The organism is Curtobacterium sp. L1-20, assembly GCF_048755855.1.
Lineage (GTDB): Bacteria > Actinomycetota > Actinomycetes > Actinomycetales > Microbacteriaceae > Curtobacterium.
This window is the reverse complement of sequence record NZ_CP151473.1, coordinates 969,137-983,253: the sequence shown is the minus strand read 5'-3', so window position 1 is coordinate 983,253 and position 14,117 is coordinate 969,137. Positions and strand designations below refer to the sequence as shown.

The window sequence follows — 14,117 nt, the reverse complement described above, 5'->3', positions numbered from 1 at the left end:
ACCCTGTGCCGGGCGCCAGCCGGATCCGTGGACTCGCGCCGCGCCTCCAGGCTGGCGACCTACCATGGGACGGTCATGACCGTCACCCCCACCGCAACCCGTCCCGGAGGCGCGGCACCGGACTCCGCGCCCGTCACCGCGCGCACGTCCACCGTCGCGACGGTCCTCGTCATCGCCGTCCCGCTCGCGATCGCCTGCTCGATCCTCGGGATGACGCTGACGGGCGCCTTCACCGCGAACCAGCAGCTGGTGTCCGCCGGCGACCTCGTCGAGTACGGCCTCCCGGTCGCCCGTGTCGTCCACGACACCGCGGCCGCCCTGACCATCGGCCTGCTCGTCGTCGCAGCGTTCGCCCTGCCGGCGCAGAAGAAGGACCACGGCGCGATGTCCAGCGTCCAGCACCGGGCGTCCCGGTGGGCGGCGGCGACCGGCGCCGTCTGGTTCCTCGCCGCGGTCGTCAGCATCGTCTTCACCGGGGCGAACACCCTCGGGGTCCCGCTCACCAACCCGGTGTTCGCGCGGAACTTCATGCTCTTCGCGTTCCAGGTCGAGATCGGGCAGGCGCTCGTCGTGTCCGCGGTGGCCATCCTCGTCGCCACCGTCGTCGCCGCGTTCGCCACCCGGGTCACGACGCTCGCCGTGGCCACCGTCGCCGGGCTCTTCGCGCTCCTCCCCCTCGCCCTCTCCGGCCACGCCGCCGGGTCGCTCGAGCACGCGAACGCCGTGAACTCGCTCGCCGTGCACCTCGTCGCGGTCTGCGTCTGGGCGGGCGGCCTCGTCGCCGTGCTGCTCCTGCGCACCCGCGTGAAGGGCGCAACCGGTCGGGTCGTCTCGCGGTACTCGACGCTCGCCGGGTGGGCGTTCGCCGCGGTCGCGTTCTCCGGCATCGTCAACGCGTCGCTCCGCCTGACCGGGCCGCTCGACCTGTTCACGACGACGTACGGGTGGCTCATCACCGTCAAGGCCGCGATCCTGGTGCTGCTCGGGCTCGCCGGGGTCGTGCAGCGCCGCCGACTGGTCCCCGGGCTGCTCCGCGCCCCGCTCGACCGGCGGCTCTTCGTCCGGTTCGCCCTCGCCGAGATCGTGTTCATGGCGATCGCGATCGGTGTCTCGGTCGCGGTGTCGCGCTCGCAGCCGCCGATCCCCCAGACGCCGGAGACCGGCGAGGACACCCGGTCCGGCCTCATCGGCTTCCCGTACCCGCCGGCGCAGACCGTGCAGACCTACCTCACCCAGTGGCACATCGACTGGGTCTGGCTCGCGCTGGCCGTCGTCGGCGCGGGCTGGTACCTGCTCGCCGTCCGGAAGCTCCGGGCCCGCGGCGACAAGTGGCCCGTCGGCCGGACGATCGCCTGGCTGATCGGCTGCGCGCTGTTCATCTGGACGACGTCGGCCGGGCCGGCGGTCTACGGGATGATCCACTTCTCGTCGCACATGCTCCAGCACATGCTGCTCATGATGTTCGTGCCCCTGCCGCTCGTGCTCGGCGGCCCGGTGCTGCTGGCGCTGCGGACCCTGCCGGTGCGCAACGACGGCTCGCGCGGTGCCCGCGAGTGGCTGATGCTCTTCACGCACTCGCGGTACATGCACTTCCTGGCGAAGCCCGCCGTCGCGGGGGTCATCTTCGCCGGCTCGCTCGTCGTGTTCTACTTCACGCCGGCGTACCAGTACGCGATGCAGTCCCACGAGTGGCACGTCGCGATGGTCGTGCACTTCGTGTTCAGCGGGTACCTCTTCTTCTGGGTGTTCATCGGTGTCGACCCCGGGCCGCAGCGCCCGCAGTACCCGATCCTCATCATCGCCCTGCTCGCCACGCTGGCGTTCCACGCGTTCTTCGGGGTCGCCGTGATGACCTCGCAGTCGGTGTTCGCGCTCGACTGGTTCCACGCGCTGGGCCAGACGAACGACGCCGCGCTCCTCGACGACCAGCACACCGGTGGCGGCATCGCCTGGGGTGCGTCCGAGCTGCCGATGGTGTTCGTCGCGCTGCTCGTGGTGCGGAACTGGGTGCGCTCGGACACCCGCGACGCGAAGCGGCTCGACCGGAAGGCGGAGCGGGACGGCGACGCGGACCTCAGGGCGTACAACGAGCGCCTCGCCGCGATGCACGACCGCGACTGACGCGACCGACGGGACTCCGGACCCGATCGCGCCGCCGGCTCAGCGCAGCTGGAACGACTCCCAGACGGCGTAGCCGACCAGGAGCACGAACGGGCTGAACGCCACGAGGTTGAGCCACCGGTGCTCGACGATCACCGCGACGAACTCGCGGAGGAACGCGCTCGGCACGTAGTACGCCGCCGTGGGCGAGCCGACCACCTGCGCGTCGAGGTCCGCCTTCCGCGCCAGGACGGCCGCGCGGAGCACGTGGTAGTTGTTCGTCACCACGAGGATCGGTCCGTCGCGACCGGCGTCGTGCTGGACCGCGCGCGAGAACCGGAGGTTCTGCAGCGTGTTCCGCGACGCGGTCTCGGGGCGGACGTCGGCGGGGTCGGCGCCCTGGGCGACGAGGTACTCGGCCATGGCCGCGCCCTCGGACCGCGGCTCGTCGTCGCCCTGGCCGCCGGACGGCACGAGCAGGGGGCGACGGCCGGCGGCGAGCTCGCTGCGGTACACGTCGAGCGCGCGGTCGAGCCGGCTCCGCAGCAGGGGCGGGACGTCGCCGTGCACGAGTCCGGAGCCGAGCACGACGACCGTGTCCGGGACCTCCCGGTGCCGCATCCGCGCGTAGGCGACCGAGTACACGACGAACGACACGAACGCGGCACCCACGTACAGGCAGCCGAGCACGACGACGAACGCCGCGGCGTCCCCGAGGACCGCCCACGGTGTGCCGCCGGAACCGGACGCGGTGACGACCAGCACCACGACCACGGTCGGCAGGACGAACACGAGCACGCCGAGGATCAGGGACAGCATGTTGCCGAGGCTCCGCCCCTCGGACCGTGCCATCCGCACGCCGTTGAGCAGCAGCGCCACCCCGAGCACCGGTACGGAGAGCGCGAGGAGTCCGAACACGATGACGAGGAGGAAGCCGAACCCGGGGACGAACACACTGAGCAGTTCGAGCACACCGAACCCGGCGAGCACGATCGCCGCGCTGAGGAACACACCGTTCCGCAGCATCCGCGGGTCACGTCGGCGGCCGACCAGGTAGGCGGCGAGGAAGACCGCCCCGAGGACGAGGCCGATCACGGTCGACCCCGTCGCACGGCGTCGACCTCGAGCTGGGACACGGCTCGGCTCAGTCGCCGTGCACGATGCAGACGGCGTCGAGGTCCATCGCGGCCTCGAGTGCGGCGGAGATCCCGGACTCGCCGTCGGCGTTCGACGGGGTCACGGTGTCGACCCACCAGAGCGGGGTGGCGAGGGCCGGGGCGTCGGGCAGGATGCGTCGGACCTCGTCGAGGGACTCCACCCGACGGACGCCGAGGACGGTGATCACCGGGTGGGTGGTGTCGCGGCAGACCTGGACCATCGGCCCGTCGTCGAGCGCGCGGACGCCCCACGTCTCGTCGTGCAGGAGCAGGGCCTCGGCGACGTCCCGCGTCTCGACGGGACCCCGGCAGAGCAGGGTGACGTCACGCGGCACCCTGACCGCCCACCACGTGCGGGCCGGAACCACCGACGTGCCCGTCGAGCGTGCCCTCGTCGTGGGCCGGGTCGAGCGGGGCACCACCGACGAGTTGCAGGAAGCGGTCCTCGTCGATGCGGTCGAGGAACGACTCGAGCGCCTCCCAGCCGTCGTCGAAGCGGACGACGAGCCCGCCACCGCCGAACGTCGACGTGGAGGTGCGCGGCGGCGGCCAGACCCCGTCGCGGTCGAGGAACTCGGAGGCCTCGGGGCCGACCACGACGGCGAGGGGCGAGGGCTCGCCGTGGGACACCGCTCGGACCAGGTGGTCGGCGGCACCGCGGCGCTGCATGACGACCCCGAACACGGGCTCGACGTCCCCCGCGACGCGCCGTACGGCGTCGAGGAGCCGCGACGCGAGGGCAGGATCGGCGCCCTCCTCGGGGATGGTGAGCACGGCGGACATGGTCTCGACGACGACGCCGTCGAGCAGGTGTGCGGTCATGGTCGCCGAGAACCCGTCGCCGACGGCGTAGGACGTCGAGACGTCCGGGGCCTCGTGCTTCGCGTACTGCGTGACGACCCAGCGGTCCCACGGCACGGAGAGCGGCTCGGCCGTGCCCCAGCGGGTGGGGCAGGCACCGACGGTCTCGCACAGGGCCTCGATGGCGGAGCCGATGTCCACCGCTCGCGCGGAGTGGTGCCGCAGCGTGAGGTCGATGCTGATCTGGCGCACGGAGTCCTTGGCGACCGGGTGGTCCGGTGACGGCGGCCCGAGCAGCTCCGGGCCGTGCTCGACGACCTCGTCGATGCCGGACGCGGCGACGCCCGTTCGACCGTCCCGCAGGGAGCCGTCGGACTCGGTCACGACCCAGGCGGCACCGTGCGCGCCGAGCGCGTGGCGGAGGGCCGGGGTGATCGCCGCGTCGCGGCCGGTGCGCAGGACGACGGTCCGTCCGGACCCGGATGCACGGCGCAGCAGTGCGGCGAGCGCGTCGGTCAGCCACACCACCGGCGAGGCGGACTCGACCACGAGGGCGGTGCCGACGACGTCGTCGATGAGGGGATGCCTGACCATCCGGTCCTCCTCGGTTCGGGGTCGCTGGATCCCGTCGGACGGTACACACGAGGGCGACACCTGTCCGTCGGACGGGCCCAGCTCACAGCGGGTTCGCGGGTCCGGCGGCTCGCCGGCGGCGGATCGGCCTGGAGGCGCGGCGCACGTCCGGCGGACGGCCCACGGTGGCGGGGCGGTGCCGCTCGGCCGGTGGCCTGCTCACGACCCGGCGGAGAATCCGCTAGGCTTGCGTCGTCCCGCTGAGCGGGCGCGCGAGTGTAGTTCAATGGTAGAACTCCAGCTTCCCAAGCTGGTAGCGCGGGTTCGATTCCCGTCACTCGCTCCACACACGAAGGGCCGCCCGGTCGGGCGGCCCTTCGTCGTTCCCGTCGACGCGTCCGACGGGAACCCACACGGTGGCGGTGCGTCAGCTCCGGATGAACGCGAGGATGTCCGGGTTGATGACGTCGGCGTGGGTCGTCAGCATCCCGTGCGGGTAGCCCTCGTAGATCCTGAGGGTCGCGTCGCTGAGGAGTTCGGCCTGCTTGACCGCGGCGGCCTGGTAGGGCACGACCTGGTCGTCGTCGCCCTGGAGCACGAGGACGGGCACGGTGATGGCCCGGAGGTCCTCGGTCTGGTCGGTCTCCGAGAACGCCTTGATGCCCTCGAGGTGCGCGATGGCGCTGCCCGTCATGCCCTGGCGCCACCAGTTGGCGATGACCGGCTCCGACGGGGTCACCCCGTCGCGGTTGAAGCCGTAGAACGGGCCGGAGGCGACCGCCTGGAAGAACTCGGCGCGGTTCGCGGCGAGGGCCTGACGGAACCCGTCGAAGACCGCGATGTCGGTGCCCTCGGGGTTCGACTCCGTCTTCACCATCAGCGGCGGGACGGCGGAGACGAGGACCGCCTTCGCGACCCGCCCCTGCGGCTGGCCGTGGCGGGCGACGTACCGCGCCACCTGTCCGCCACCGGTGGAGTGGCCGATGTGGATCGCGTCGCGCAGGTCGAGGTGCTCGACGACGGCGGAGACGTCGCTGGCGTAGTGGTCCATGTCGTGACCGGTGCCGATCTGCGACGAGCGGCCGTGCCCGCGGCGGTCGGACGCGACCACCCGGTACCCCTCGGCCAGGAAGTAGAGCATCTGCGCGTCCCAGTCGTCCGAGGACAGCGGCCAGCCGTGGTGGAACACGATCGGCTGCGCGTCGTGGCTCCCCCAGTCCTTGAAGTAGATCTCTGCACCGTCGTCGGTGGTCACGTAGCCCATGGTCGGTCTCCTGTCGTCGGTCGGGTGTGGTTCGGTCGGGTGTGGGTCGGTCGGGGAGGGTCGTCAGCCGAGGTCGGCGAGGGCGTCCGTGATGAAGGTCGCGACCTCGCCGGCGTGCGTCTGCATCAGCAGGTGCGGCCCGTCGACCTCGAGCACCTTCCGCACCCCGGCGCGCTGGTAGCCGAAACGCTCCACGTCGGGGTTGATGGTGTGGTCGGCGCTGGCGACGATCCCCCAGGACGGCTTGGTCTTCCACGCGGCTGCGGAGGCGGGCTCGCCGAAGGCCACCGCGGACAGCGGACGCTGCGAGACGGCGAGGACCGCCGCCTTCGCCGGGTCGAGGCCGCCGGCGAAGACGGTGGGGAACGCCCCGACGGCCACGGAGACGTCGGTCCCCGGCTCGGCGCCGTCGACCGGGTACGGGGCGTACACGAGGTTGGCGGCGAGGTCACTGTCGGGGAAGCCTCCTTGGAGGGCTCCGAGGCTCTCGCCCTCCTCGAGCGCGTACGCGGCGACGAAGACCAGGCCGACGACGTTCTCCGCCGCGCCGGCGACGGTGATGACCGCGCCGCCGTAGGAGTGTCCGGCGAGCAGGACCGGTCCCTCGATCTGCTCGACGAACGACCTGATGTACGCCGCGTCCCCGGACAGACTGCGGTTGAAGACCGGCGGGACGAGGACCCGGTGGCCCTGGTCGAGGAGGAGCTGCGTGACGGGCGCCCAGCTGGCGGCGTCGGCGAATGCTCCGTGGACGAGGACGATGGTCGGCGATCCGGGCACGGTGCGGTCCTTCCCGGTCCGCAGCCGGTGGCGCGGACCTGCATCGGTGGTGGGGTGTTGGTTCCGCTCGCGACGCTACGGGCGCGCCCCACCGGTGCACATCGGTCGCGGTGACCGAGATCCGCCGCCGGATGACCTAGTCGGCCCCGGCACCCTGGTCGTCGTCGGACGGGTGGGCGGGTTCCACGGCCGCGAGGACCGCCGGCAGCTGCTGCCGGGTCGAGACCCCGAGCTTCTGGAACGCCGCGTACAGGTGCGCACCGACCGTGCGCGGGGACACGAAGAGGTGTTCGCCGATGGCGCGGTTGCTCAGCCCGCGGGCGGCGAGCGTGCACACGCGGAGCTCCTGCGGGGTGAGCAGCTCGACACTGCGTCGACCGGACCCCGGCAGCCGTTCCCCGGTGGCCCGGATCGCGTCGCGCGTCCGTTCCGCCCAGGCCGGTGCGGGCATCGCCTCGAACACCTCGAGGGCGGCGTGCAGGGCGGGACGGGCGAGGTCGCTCCGACCCGTGCGACGAAGCCGTCGCCCCAACCGGAGGAGCGCCCGCGCCCGGAGGTACGGCACCGGCCAGCGCTCGTGCTGCAGCGTCGCCGCCGCTGACGCGAGCTCGTCGTCGGGGACGAGCGCGAGTCGGGCGTGATCGACGGCCGAGCGGACCATGGGTGCGTGCCAGCGCGCGTGGAGCCGCTCGAGCTCCGCCGCCCGCTGCTCGGCCTCCGCCCGGTTGCCCGACTCCAGCGCCGCGTCGACGAAGTCGTGCGCCGTCAGGACGGCGAAGGACGGGTTCCAGCCGTCGTGCTCGGGGTCGACGAGGGCCCTGAGGCACGCGAGCGCCTCCGCCGCCCGGCCGGAGACGAGGTGGGCGGCGCCGGCGGCGCCGAGGAGCGTCGCACGCATCGCGCTCGACCGGAGGACCTGCGCACCCGCGGCCGTCCCGCCGGCGATCCGCTCGACGTCCGGCTGGTGTCCCTCGAGCGCGTCGAACCACGCGAGGGCGCACCGCGTCGCGGCGGAGAAGCCGTCGTCCCCCAGGTCACGGCCGAGCGACGCGGCCTGGGCGGCGAGGTCCCGGGCCCGCGCGACGTCGCCGCCGAGGTACGTGGTCATCGAGGTGCCCATCAAGGCCTGCGGGAAGGTCCGCAGGTCGCCACGGGCGCGCATGCTCGCGACGGCCCGGTCGAGCAGCACCCGGGCCGTGTCGACCTCGCCGACGAGGTTGAGCGCGTACCCGAGGAGCCATGCCGACTCCTCGTCGTCGGCGGTGGGAGCAGCTGCCAGCGCGCGTTCGAGCACGCGGTCGCCGCGGACCACCGGGTCGATCCGGGCCGCCAGGAGGATCGAGCGGGGGTCGTCGTCCGGCAGCGCGAGGGCCTCGACGACGGCGAGCATCGGCTCGCCGGGGTCCGCCTCGGCGGTGTGGTCCCAGGCGATCGCGGCCAGGTGCAGCAGTGCGTCCGTCGCGGGTCCGACCCCGCCGGCTGCCTGCATCTCGGAGACCGCGTGGAGCGCCGGTCCGAGGTCGCCCACGGCGAGCCCGGTGCGACCGGTGGGGAGGGTCTCGGCCACCCACGCAGCACGCGCCGCCAGGAGCCGGTCGGGTGCCTCCTCGCGCGCGCGCTGCACGAGCACCGACGCCTCCGAGGTCCGCCCGGACAGGCCGCCGAGCTCGGCCGCGACGATGCGCCGCTCGACGCGTCGGGCGACGTCCGACGTCAGTTCGGCCGCGCGCTCGTACGCCCGGCTCGCACCGAACGGGTCGGACATCGCGGTCCGACCGTCGCCGAGCGCCGCGACCTCGTCCGCGAGGGGGTCGTCGTACCCGGTGGCCAGCTCGGCACGCCACCAGATCGTGCGTGCCGGGTCGTCCTCGTGCTCGACCACGAGCGACCGCAGGGCCGCGGCGCGCTCCGTCGGGGACGTCACCGAGAGCACGGCCGACTGCACGAGCGGGTGCCGGAACCGGATCGCCCGCGGCGGCTCCCACTCGAGCAGCGACGCGGCCGACGCCTGCTCCGTCCAGGTCGGGGGCGGGAACCGACCGACGACCCGGGCGGCCACGCGTGAGGCCTCCTCTGCACCGGCACCGTCCGAGAGCGCGACGGCGAGCACGGCCAGGCGGACGGTCTGGTCGAGTGCGGCGTAGCGAGCGGCGAACTCCTGCTCGACCCGGCCGACGACCGGTCGTGCGCGGGTCCGTGGCGCCGGACCCGGCCGACCGAGTTCGTGCAGCGCCAGCGGGTTGCCCTCGGCACGCGCCACGAGGTCACGGCGGGCCTGCCCGGTCGGCGCTCCGGGGATCCCGTCGAGCAGTCGGTCGGCGGCGGACTCGTCGAGCGGACCGAGGTGCAGGCGTCGGAGACCCGGGTGCTCCGCCGTCTCGGTGTCCCGGGTGGTGACGACCATGACGACCGGGTCGTCGCCGACCCGGCGGGCCATCATCCGGAAGGCCCACTCGGACGGCGCGTCCACCCAGTGCAGGTCCTCGACCACGACCACCAGCGGACCTGCCGCGGCGGCGTCGGAGAGCAGGGTCAGGGCGGCGAGACCGGCGAGGAGCGGCGAGGGTTGGACGCCGACCGCGACGCCGAACGCCACGTCGAGCGCACGTCGCTGCGGCGCCGGCAGGTCGGCGATGCCGGCGCGCAACGGGTAGAGGAGCATGTGGAGCGCGGCGTAGGGCTCGGACGACTCGGCCTGTGTACCGGTGGTCGTCAGGACCCGCACCCCTCGGCTGCGCGCGTACCCGAGGACGTCGGCGACCAGGGCCGACTTGCCGATCCCCGCCTCGCCGTCGACCACGAACGCCGAACCGCCGGCGGTGACGTCACGGACTGCGTCGCGGAGGGCCGCCGTCTCCCGTTCGCGCCCGATGACGGGCTGCGCCATCGTCATGCCGTCAGTATGGCAGCGGCGTCGCACGGGCGGCAGGCGTCGACCGGCACCGGTACCGGGGCGCCGTCCAGGATGACCCGGCATGGTGCGGCCATGCGTCGTTCCCTGCTCGTCGTCGGTGTCCTCGCACCCGCGCTCGTCCTCGCCGGGTGCACGAGCGGTGGCCCGTCGTCGGGTCCGACGGCGACCACGACGGTCGCGGCACCGTCCACCCCGACCCCGACCCCGACCCCGACCGCCCGGGTGGACCAGGCGCGCGTGGACCGGGCGCTGCGAGCGCTCGAGCGGGAGTACGACGCCACGGTCGGCGTCGTCGCGACGGACACCGGCACGGGGGCGTCGGTCGCGTACGGCGGCGACCGTCGGGTGGGCTTCGCCTCGACCCTCAAGGTGTTCGCCGCCGCGCAGTTCCTCCGGTCGGTCCGCGGCGCCGACCGCGACGAACGGGTGCACTGGACCGCCGCCGACGTCGCGGCCGCCGGCCACTCGCCCGTCACCGGGCAGCACGTCGCCGACGGACTGACCCTCGCGCAGCTCGACGAGGCGGCGGTGCGGCAGAGCGACAACACCGCGCTGGACCTGGTCCTCGACCGCATCGGTGGGCCGCCCGGTCTCGAGACCGCGCTGCGCGGCCTCGGCGACACGACCACCCGGGTGGTGCACACCGAGCCGGAGCTCAACACGGTCACACCCGGCAGCACCGACGACACGACGACCCCGGCGGCCTTCGCGGCCGACCTGGCGCGGATCCTCGACGGCCGGACGCTGGGCCGGGCGGACACCGCGCTCCTCGTCGGCTGGATGAGCGGCAACGCCACCGGGGACACGCTCGTCCGCGCCGGCGCCCCCGACGGGTGGACGGTCGCCGACAAGTCCGGCGGCGCGGGTGGAACCCGCAACGACGTCGCGCTGGTCACCCGTCCCGGCGGCTCGCCGATCGTGGTCGCCGTGCTCACCAGCCGGAACGACCCGTCGGTCGCCTACGACGACGCCCTGGTCGCACGGACCGCCGCCGTCGTCCTCGGTGCGTTCGCGCGCTGAACTACGATCTGGGCATGTCCGTCAGCACCGGTGCCGTCCGCCACGTGGTCGTCGGCGGCGGCGTCGTGGGCGCCGCGACCGCGTACGCCCTCACCCGTCGCGGCGAGCGCGTGCTCCTCGTCGAGCAGCACGGTCGCGGCCACGACCTCGGTTCCTCGCACGGTGCGACGCGGATCTTCCGACAGGGCTACGCCGACGCCGAGTACGTCGCGCTGACGACCAGCGCCCTGGCGTGCTGGGACGCGCTCGAGCGTGCGAGCGGACGACGACTGCTCGACCGCACCGGAGCCGTCGACCACGGCCGGCCGGAGGTCGTGGACGCGATCGCCGCCACGCTGTCCGCCGCGGGCGTCCCGCACGAGACCCTCACGCCCGACGCGGCCGCCGAGCGGTGGCCCGGGATCGCGTTCGAGGGGCACGTGCTCACCCACGCCACGGGCGGACGGATCCGCTCGGCGGACGCCATCGAGGTGTTCCTCACCCTGGCCGAACGGACCGGGCTGGCCGACCTGCGGTTCGACACCCGGGTCACGGCGGTCGAGGACCACGGCGAGGACGTCACCGTGACGCTGCGCGGCGGGGACGGCGTCGCCGAAGCCGTCCGGACCGCGTCCCTGGTGGCCGCGGTGGGGTCGTGGGCGCCCACGCTGGTGGGCGAGCTGCTCGCGGAACGCGGGGCGCGCCTCCCGGCCGTCCGCGTCACCCAGGAGCAGCCCGCCCACTTCCCCAGCCACCTGCCGGACGAGGCCTGGCCGGTCTTCGTGCACTGGGCCGAGGGCGACGACGTCTACGGTCTGCTCACCCCGGGCGAGGGCGTCAAGGTCGGCTTCCACGGCACCGGCCCGGTGGTCGATCCGGACCACCGCGACCGCACGCCCGTCCGCGCCGAGGCCGAACGGTTGCAGGCGTACGTCGAACGCTTCGTGCCGGGGGTCGACGCGACGGAGCCGACGTTCATCAGCTGCCTGTACGACACCACCCCCGACGAGGACTTCGTGCTGGACCGACGCGGACCGGTCACCGTCGCGACCGGGTTCTCCGGACACGGGTTCAAGTTCGCGCCGCTGCTCGGGGAGATGCTCGCGGACCTGGCGACCGGTGGCGACCCGCACCCCCGGTTCGCCCTGTCGGGAGCGGCCGTCGACGCCCGGTAGCGTGGGCGCCGTGCAGATCGTCGTCGCTCCGGACTCGTTCAAGGGCACCGCGACCGCGGCGGCCGTCGCCTCGGCCCTCGCCGACGGCTGGACGTCGGAACGTCCCGAGGACGACCTCGTCCTCGCGCCGATGGCCGACGGCGGCGAGGGCACGCTCGACGCCTTCGCCACGGCCGTCCCCGATGCCGTCCGCGTCCCGGTCACCGTCACCGGTCCGGCCGGGACGCCCGTCGACACGTCCTGGCTGCGGTTGCCCGACGGACGCGCGGTGGTCGAGCTCGCCGCGACCAGCGGACTCCCACTGCTCGCCGAGCCGCTGCCGGGCACCGCGACCTCCCGTGGCTTCGGCGAGGCGATCGCCGCGGCGCTCGACGCCGGCGCCACCGGACTCGTGCTCGGCATCGGCGGGAGTGCCTCGACCGACGGCGGACGCCCGGTGCTCGAGGCGCTCGGCGCCGACACCGGTGGTACGGACCCGACGGCCGGGCTGCGTCCGCTGCCGCCGCTCGGCGTGACGGTGCTCACGGACGTGACGTCCCCGCTGCTCGGCCCCGACGGCGCGGCCGCCGTGTTCGGGCCGCAGAAGGGCATCGCGCCGGACCGCGTCGCCTGGTTCGAGGACCAGCTGGCGACCTGGGCGGCGCGCTTCCCCGCCGTGGACCCGACCACTCCGGGCGCCGGCGCCGCCGGTGGTGTCGGGTTCGCGCTGCTCGCATGGGGTGCCGCCCTCACCCGCGGGGCCGAAGGGGTCGCCGAGGTGCTCGGGCTCCCGGCGCTGCTGCGCGGTGCCGACGTGGTGCTGACGGGCGAGGGCCGCTACGACGGGCAGAGCGCGGCCGGCAAGGTGCCGTCGGTGGTGCGGTCGCTCGCGGCGGCGCACGCCCCGGCGGCACGGACGATGCTCGTGGCCGGCGAGGTCGACGCCCCGCTGGACGGGTTCGACGCCGGCGCCTCCCTGACCGTCATCGCGACGCAGACGACCGGCGAGCCGTCGGACGCCCTGCGCGATCCCCTGCGCTTCGCGACGATCGCCGGGCAGCGGCTCGCACGGACGGCCTGAGGGACCGAGGCGGCGCGGGCGTCCCTGGGAACGCAAGTCGAGGGGAGGCCCAACGGGACCTCCCACCCGACGGAGCGCTCCAGCAGACTGGGACGCGGGCCGGATCCGGCCCGAACCCACCCCCACGAGGAGACCATTGCGCACCGTCAACGCGTACGCCGCACCGTCCGCCACCGAGCCGCTCGTCAAGACCACGATCACCCGTCGTGACGTCGGACCGAACGACGTCGAGATCGACATCGCCTACGCCGGCATCTGCCACTCGGACATCCACACCGTCCGCGGCGAGTGGGGCGAGATCCAGTACCCGCAGGTCGTCGGCCACGAGATCGTCGGCCACGTCTCCGCCGTCGGCGACGCCGTGACCAAGCACAAGGTCGGCGACCGCGTCGGCGTCGGCTGCATGGTGAACTCCTGCGGCGAGTGCGAGCAGTGCCTCGCCGGCCAGGAGCAGTACTGCCTGAAGGGCAACATCCAGACCTACGCGGGCGTCGACCCGGCCGACGGCAGCATCACGCAGGGCGGCTACTCGCAGGCCGTCGTCGTGAACGAGGACTTCGTCCTCCGCGTCCCGGAGTCGCTCGACATCGAGAAGGTCGCGCCGCTGCTCTGCGCCGGCATCACCACCTACTCGCCGCTGCACCACTGGAAGGCCGGCCCCGGCACGAAGGTCGCCGTCATCGGCATGGGTGGCCTGGGCCACATGGCCGTGAAGATCGCCGTCGCCCTCGGCGCCGACGTCACGGTCCTGTCGCAGACCACCTCGAAGCAGGAGGACTCGCTCCGCTACGGCGCGACGGCCCACCACGCCACCAAGGACCCGGAGACGTTCGAGAAGCTCGCGGGGTCCTTCGAGCTCATCATCAACACCGTCTCGGCGAAGATCCCGATGGGCGCCTACCTCGGCCTGCTCAAGGTCGACGGCACGCTGGTCAACGTCGGCGCCCCCGCGGAGCCGCTCGAGGTCCCCGCGTTCGCCCTGATCCCGCGCCGCCTCAGCTGGGCGGGCTCGGCCATCGGCGGCATCCGCGAGACCCAGGAGATGCTCGACTTCTGCGCCGAGCACGGGATCCTGCCGGAGACCGAGCTCATCAGCGCCGACCAGATCAACGAGGCCTACGAGCGCGTCCTCGCGTCGGACGTCCGGTACCGCTTCGTGATCGACGCGGCCACCCTGGCGTAGCGACGCGCGTCCCAGGACGCACACCCGTCGGACGGGAGGCACGGTGCCGGACGGCACCGTGCCTCCCGTCCGTCCACCCGCTTGTCCGCCCAACGCGGCTGGCTCATCCGA

Annotated in this window: 11 protein-coding genes and 1 tRNA gene; 6 read left to right on the top strand and 6 right to left on the bottom strand. The window is 73.7% G+C overall.

The annotated features are described in order from the left end of the window. The first annotated feature begins 75 nt into the window (after nt 1–75). On the top strand, nt 76–2,121 hold the full coding sequence (locus AAEP86_RS06225) for a cytochrome c oxidase assembly protein (RefSeq protein WP_420369671.1): 2,046 nt from the start codon (nt 76–78) through the stop codon (nt 2,119–2,121). Nucleotides 2,122–2,160: 39 nt separating this feature from the next. Here AAEP86_RS06225 and AAEP86_RS06220 read toward each other — a convergent pair whose 3' ends face one another. Genes AAEP86_RS06220 through AAEP86_RS06210 form a run of 3 tightly spaced genes read right to left on the bottom strand, consistent with a single transcriptional unit; the run spans nt 2,161 to nt 4,652 of the window. After that, the gene (locus AAEP86_RS06220; RefSeq protein ID WP_420369670.1) at nt 2,161–3,195 is read right to left on the bottom strand and encodes a YdcF family protein; all 1,035 of its coding nucleotides are present in this window, start codon (nt 3,193–3,195) and stop codon (nt 2,161–2,163) included. A 49-nt stretch (nt 3,196–3,244) separates the two neighbouring features. Next, nucleotides 3,245–3,592 (bottom strand): hypothetical protein, encoded by a 348-nt coding sequence (locus AAEP86_RS06215; protein WP_420369669.1) that lies wholly within the window; start codon nt 3,590–3,592, stop codon nt 3,245–3,247. After that, on the bottom strand, nt 3,582–4,652 hold the full coding sequence (locus AAEP86_RS06210) for a DUF6177 family protein (protein WP_420369668.1): 1,071 nt from the start codon (nt 4,650–4,652) through the stop codon (nt 3,582–3,584). Before AAEP86_RS06210 ends, AAEP86_RS06215 begins: the two co-directional genes overlap by 11 nt. Before the next feature lie 251 nt (nt 4,653–4,903). Between AAEP86_RS06210 and AAEP86_RS06205 the strand changes: the two genes are divergently transcribed. Continuing rightward, nucleotides 4,904–4,977 (top strand) — tRNA-Gly (locus AAEP86_RS06205). Between the two features lie 81 nt (nt 4,978–5,058). Here AAEP86_RS06205 and AAEP86_RS06200 read toward each other — a convergent pair. The 3 genes from AAEP86_RS06200 to AAEP86_RS06190 all read right to left on the bottom strand — a co-directional run bounded on the left by AAEP86_RS06200 (nt 5,059) and on the right by AAEP86_RS06190 (nt 9,568). After that, nucleotides 5,059–5,895: an alpha/beta fold hydrolase gene (locus AAEP86_RS06200; protein ID WP_420369667.1), complete on the bottom strand. Its 837-nt coding sequence runs from the start codon at nt 5,893–5,895 to the stop codon at nt 5,059–5,061. A 63-nt stretch (nt 5,896–5,958) separates the two neighbouring features. Beyond that, a complete protein-coding gene (locus AAEP86_RS06195; RefSeq protein WP_420369666.1) occupies nt 5,959–6,675 on the bottom strand; it encodes an esterase/lipase family protein in 717 nt (238 codons plus the stop codon). A gap of 136 nt (nt 6,676–6,811) precedes the next feature. Beyond that, nucleotides 6,812–9,568 carry an ATP-binding protein gene (locus AAEP86_RS06190; RefSeq protein WP_420369665.1) on the bottom strand — a complete coding sequence of 919 codons (2,757 nt, stop codon included), beginning with the start codon at nt 9,566–9,568 and terminating at the stop codon, nt 6,812–6,814. 93 nt (nt 9,569–9,661) lie between these two features. On the opposite strand from AAEP86_RS06190, the gene bla reads away from it, so the two are divergent. The 4 genes from bla to AAEP86_RS06170 all read left to right on the top strand — a co-directional run bounded on the left by bla (nt 9,662) and on the right by AAEP86_RS06170 (nt 14,006). Continuing rightward, nucleotides 9,662–10,609, top strand: coding sequence for a class A beta-lactamase (gene bla / locus AAEP86_RS06185; RefSeq protein WP_420369664.1), 948 nt, complete (start codon nt 9,662–9,664; stop codon nt 10,607–10,609). Nucleotides 10,610–10,623: 14 nt separating this feature from the next. Beyond that, entirely contained in the window at nt 10,624–11,763 is a 1,140-nt protein-coding gene (locus AAEP86_RS06180; protein WP_420369663.1) for an FAD-dependent oxidoreductase, read from the top strand. Between the two features lie 10 nt (nt 11,764–11,773). Then, nucleotides 11,774–12,823, top strand: a complete 1,050-nt coding sequence (locus tag AAEP86_RS06175; protein ID WP_420369662.1) for a glycerate kinase — start codon at nt 11,774–11,776, stop codon at nt 12,821–12,823. Between the two features lie 136 nt (nt 12,824–12,959). Next, nucleotides 12,960–14,006 (top strand): NAD(P)-dependent alcohol dehydrogenase, encoded by a 1,047-nt coding sequence (locus tag AAEP86_RS06170; protein WP_420369661.1) that lies wholly within the window; start codon nt 12,960–12,962, stop codon nt 14,004–14,006. Nucleotides 14,007–14,117 lie beyond the last annotated feature (111 nt).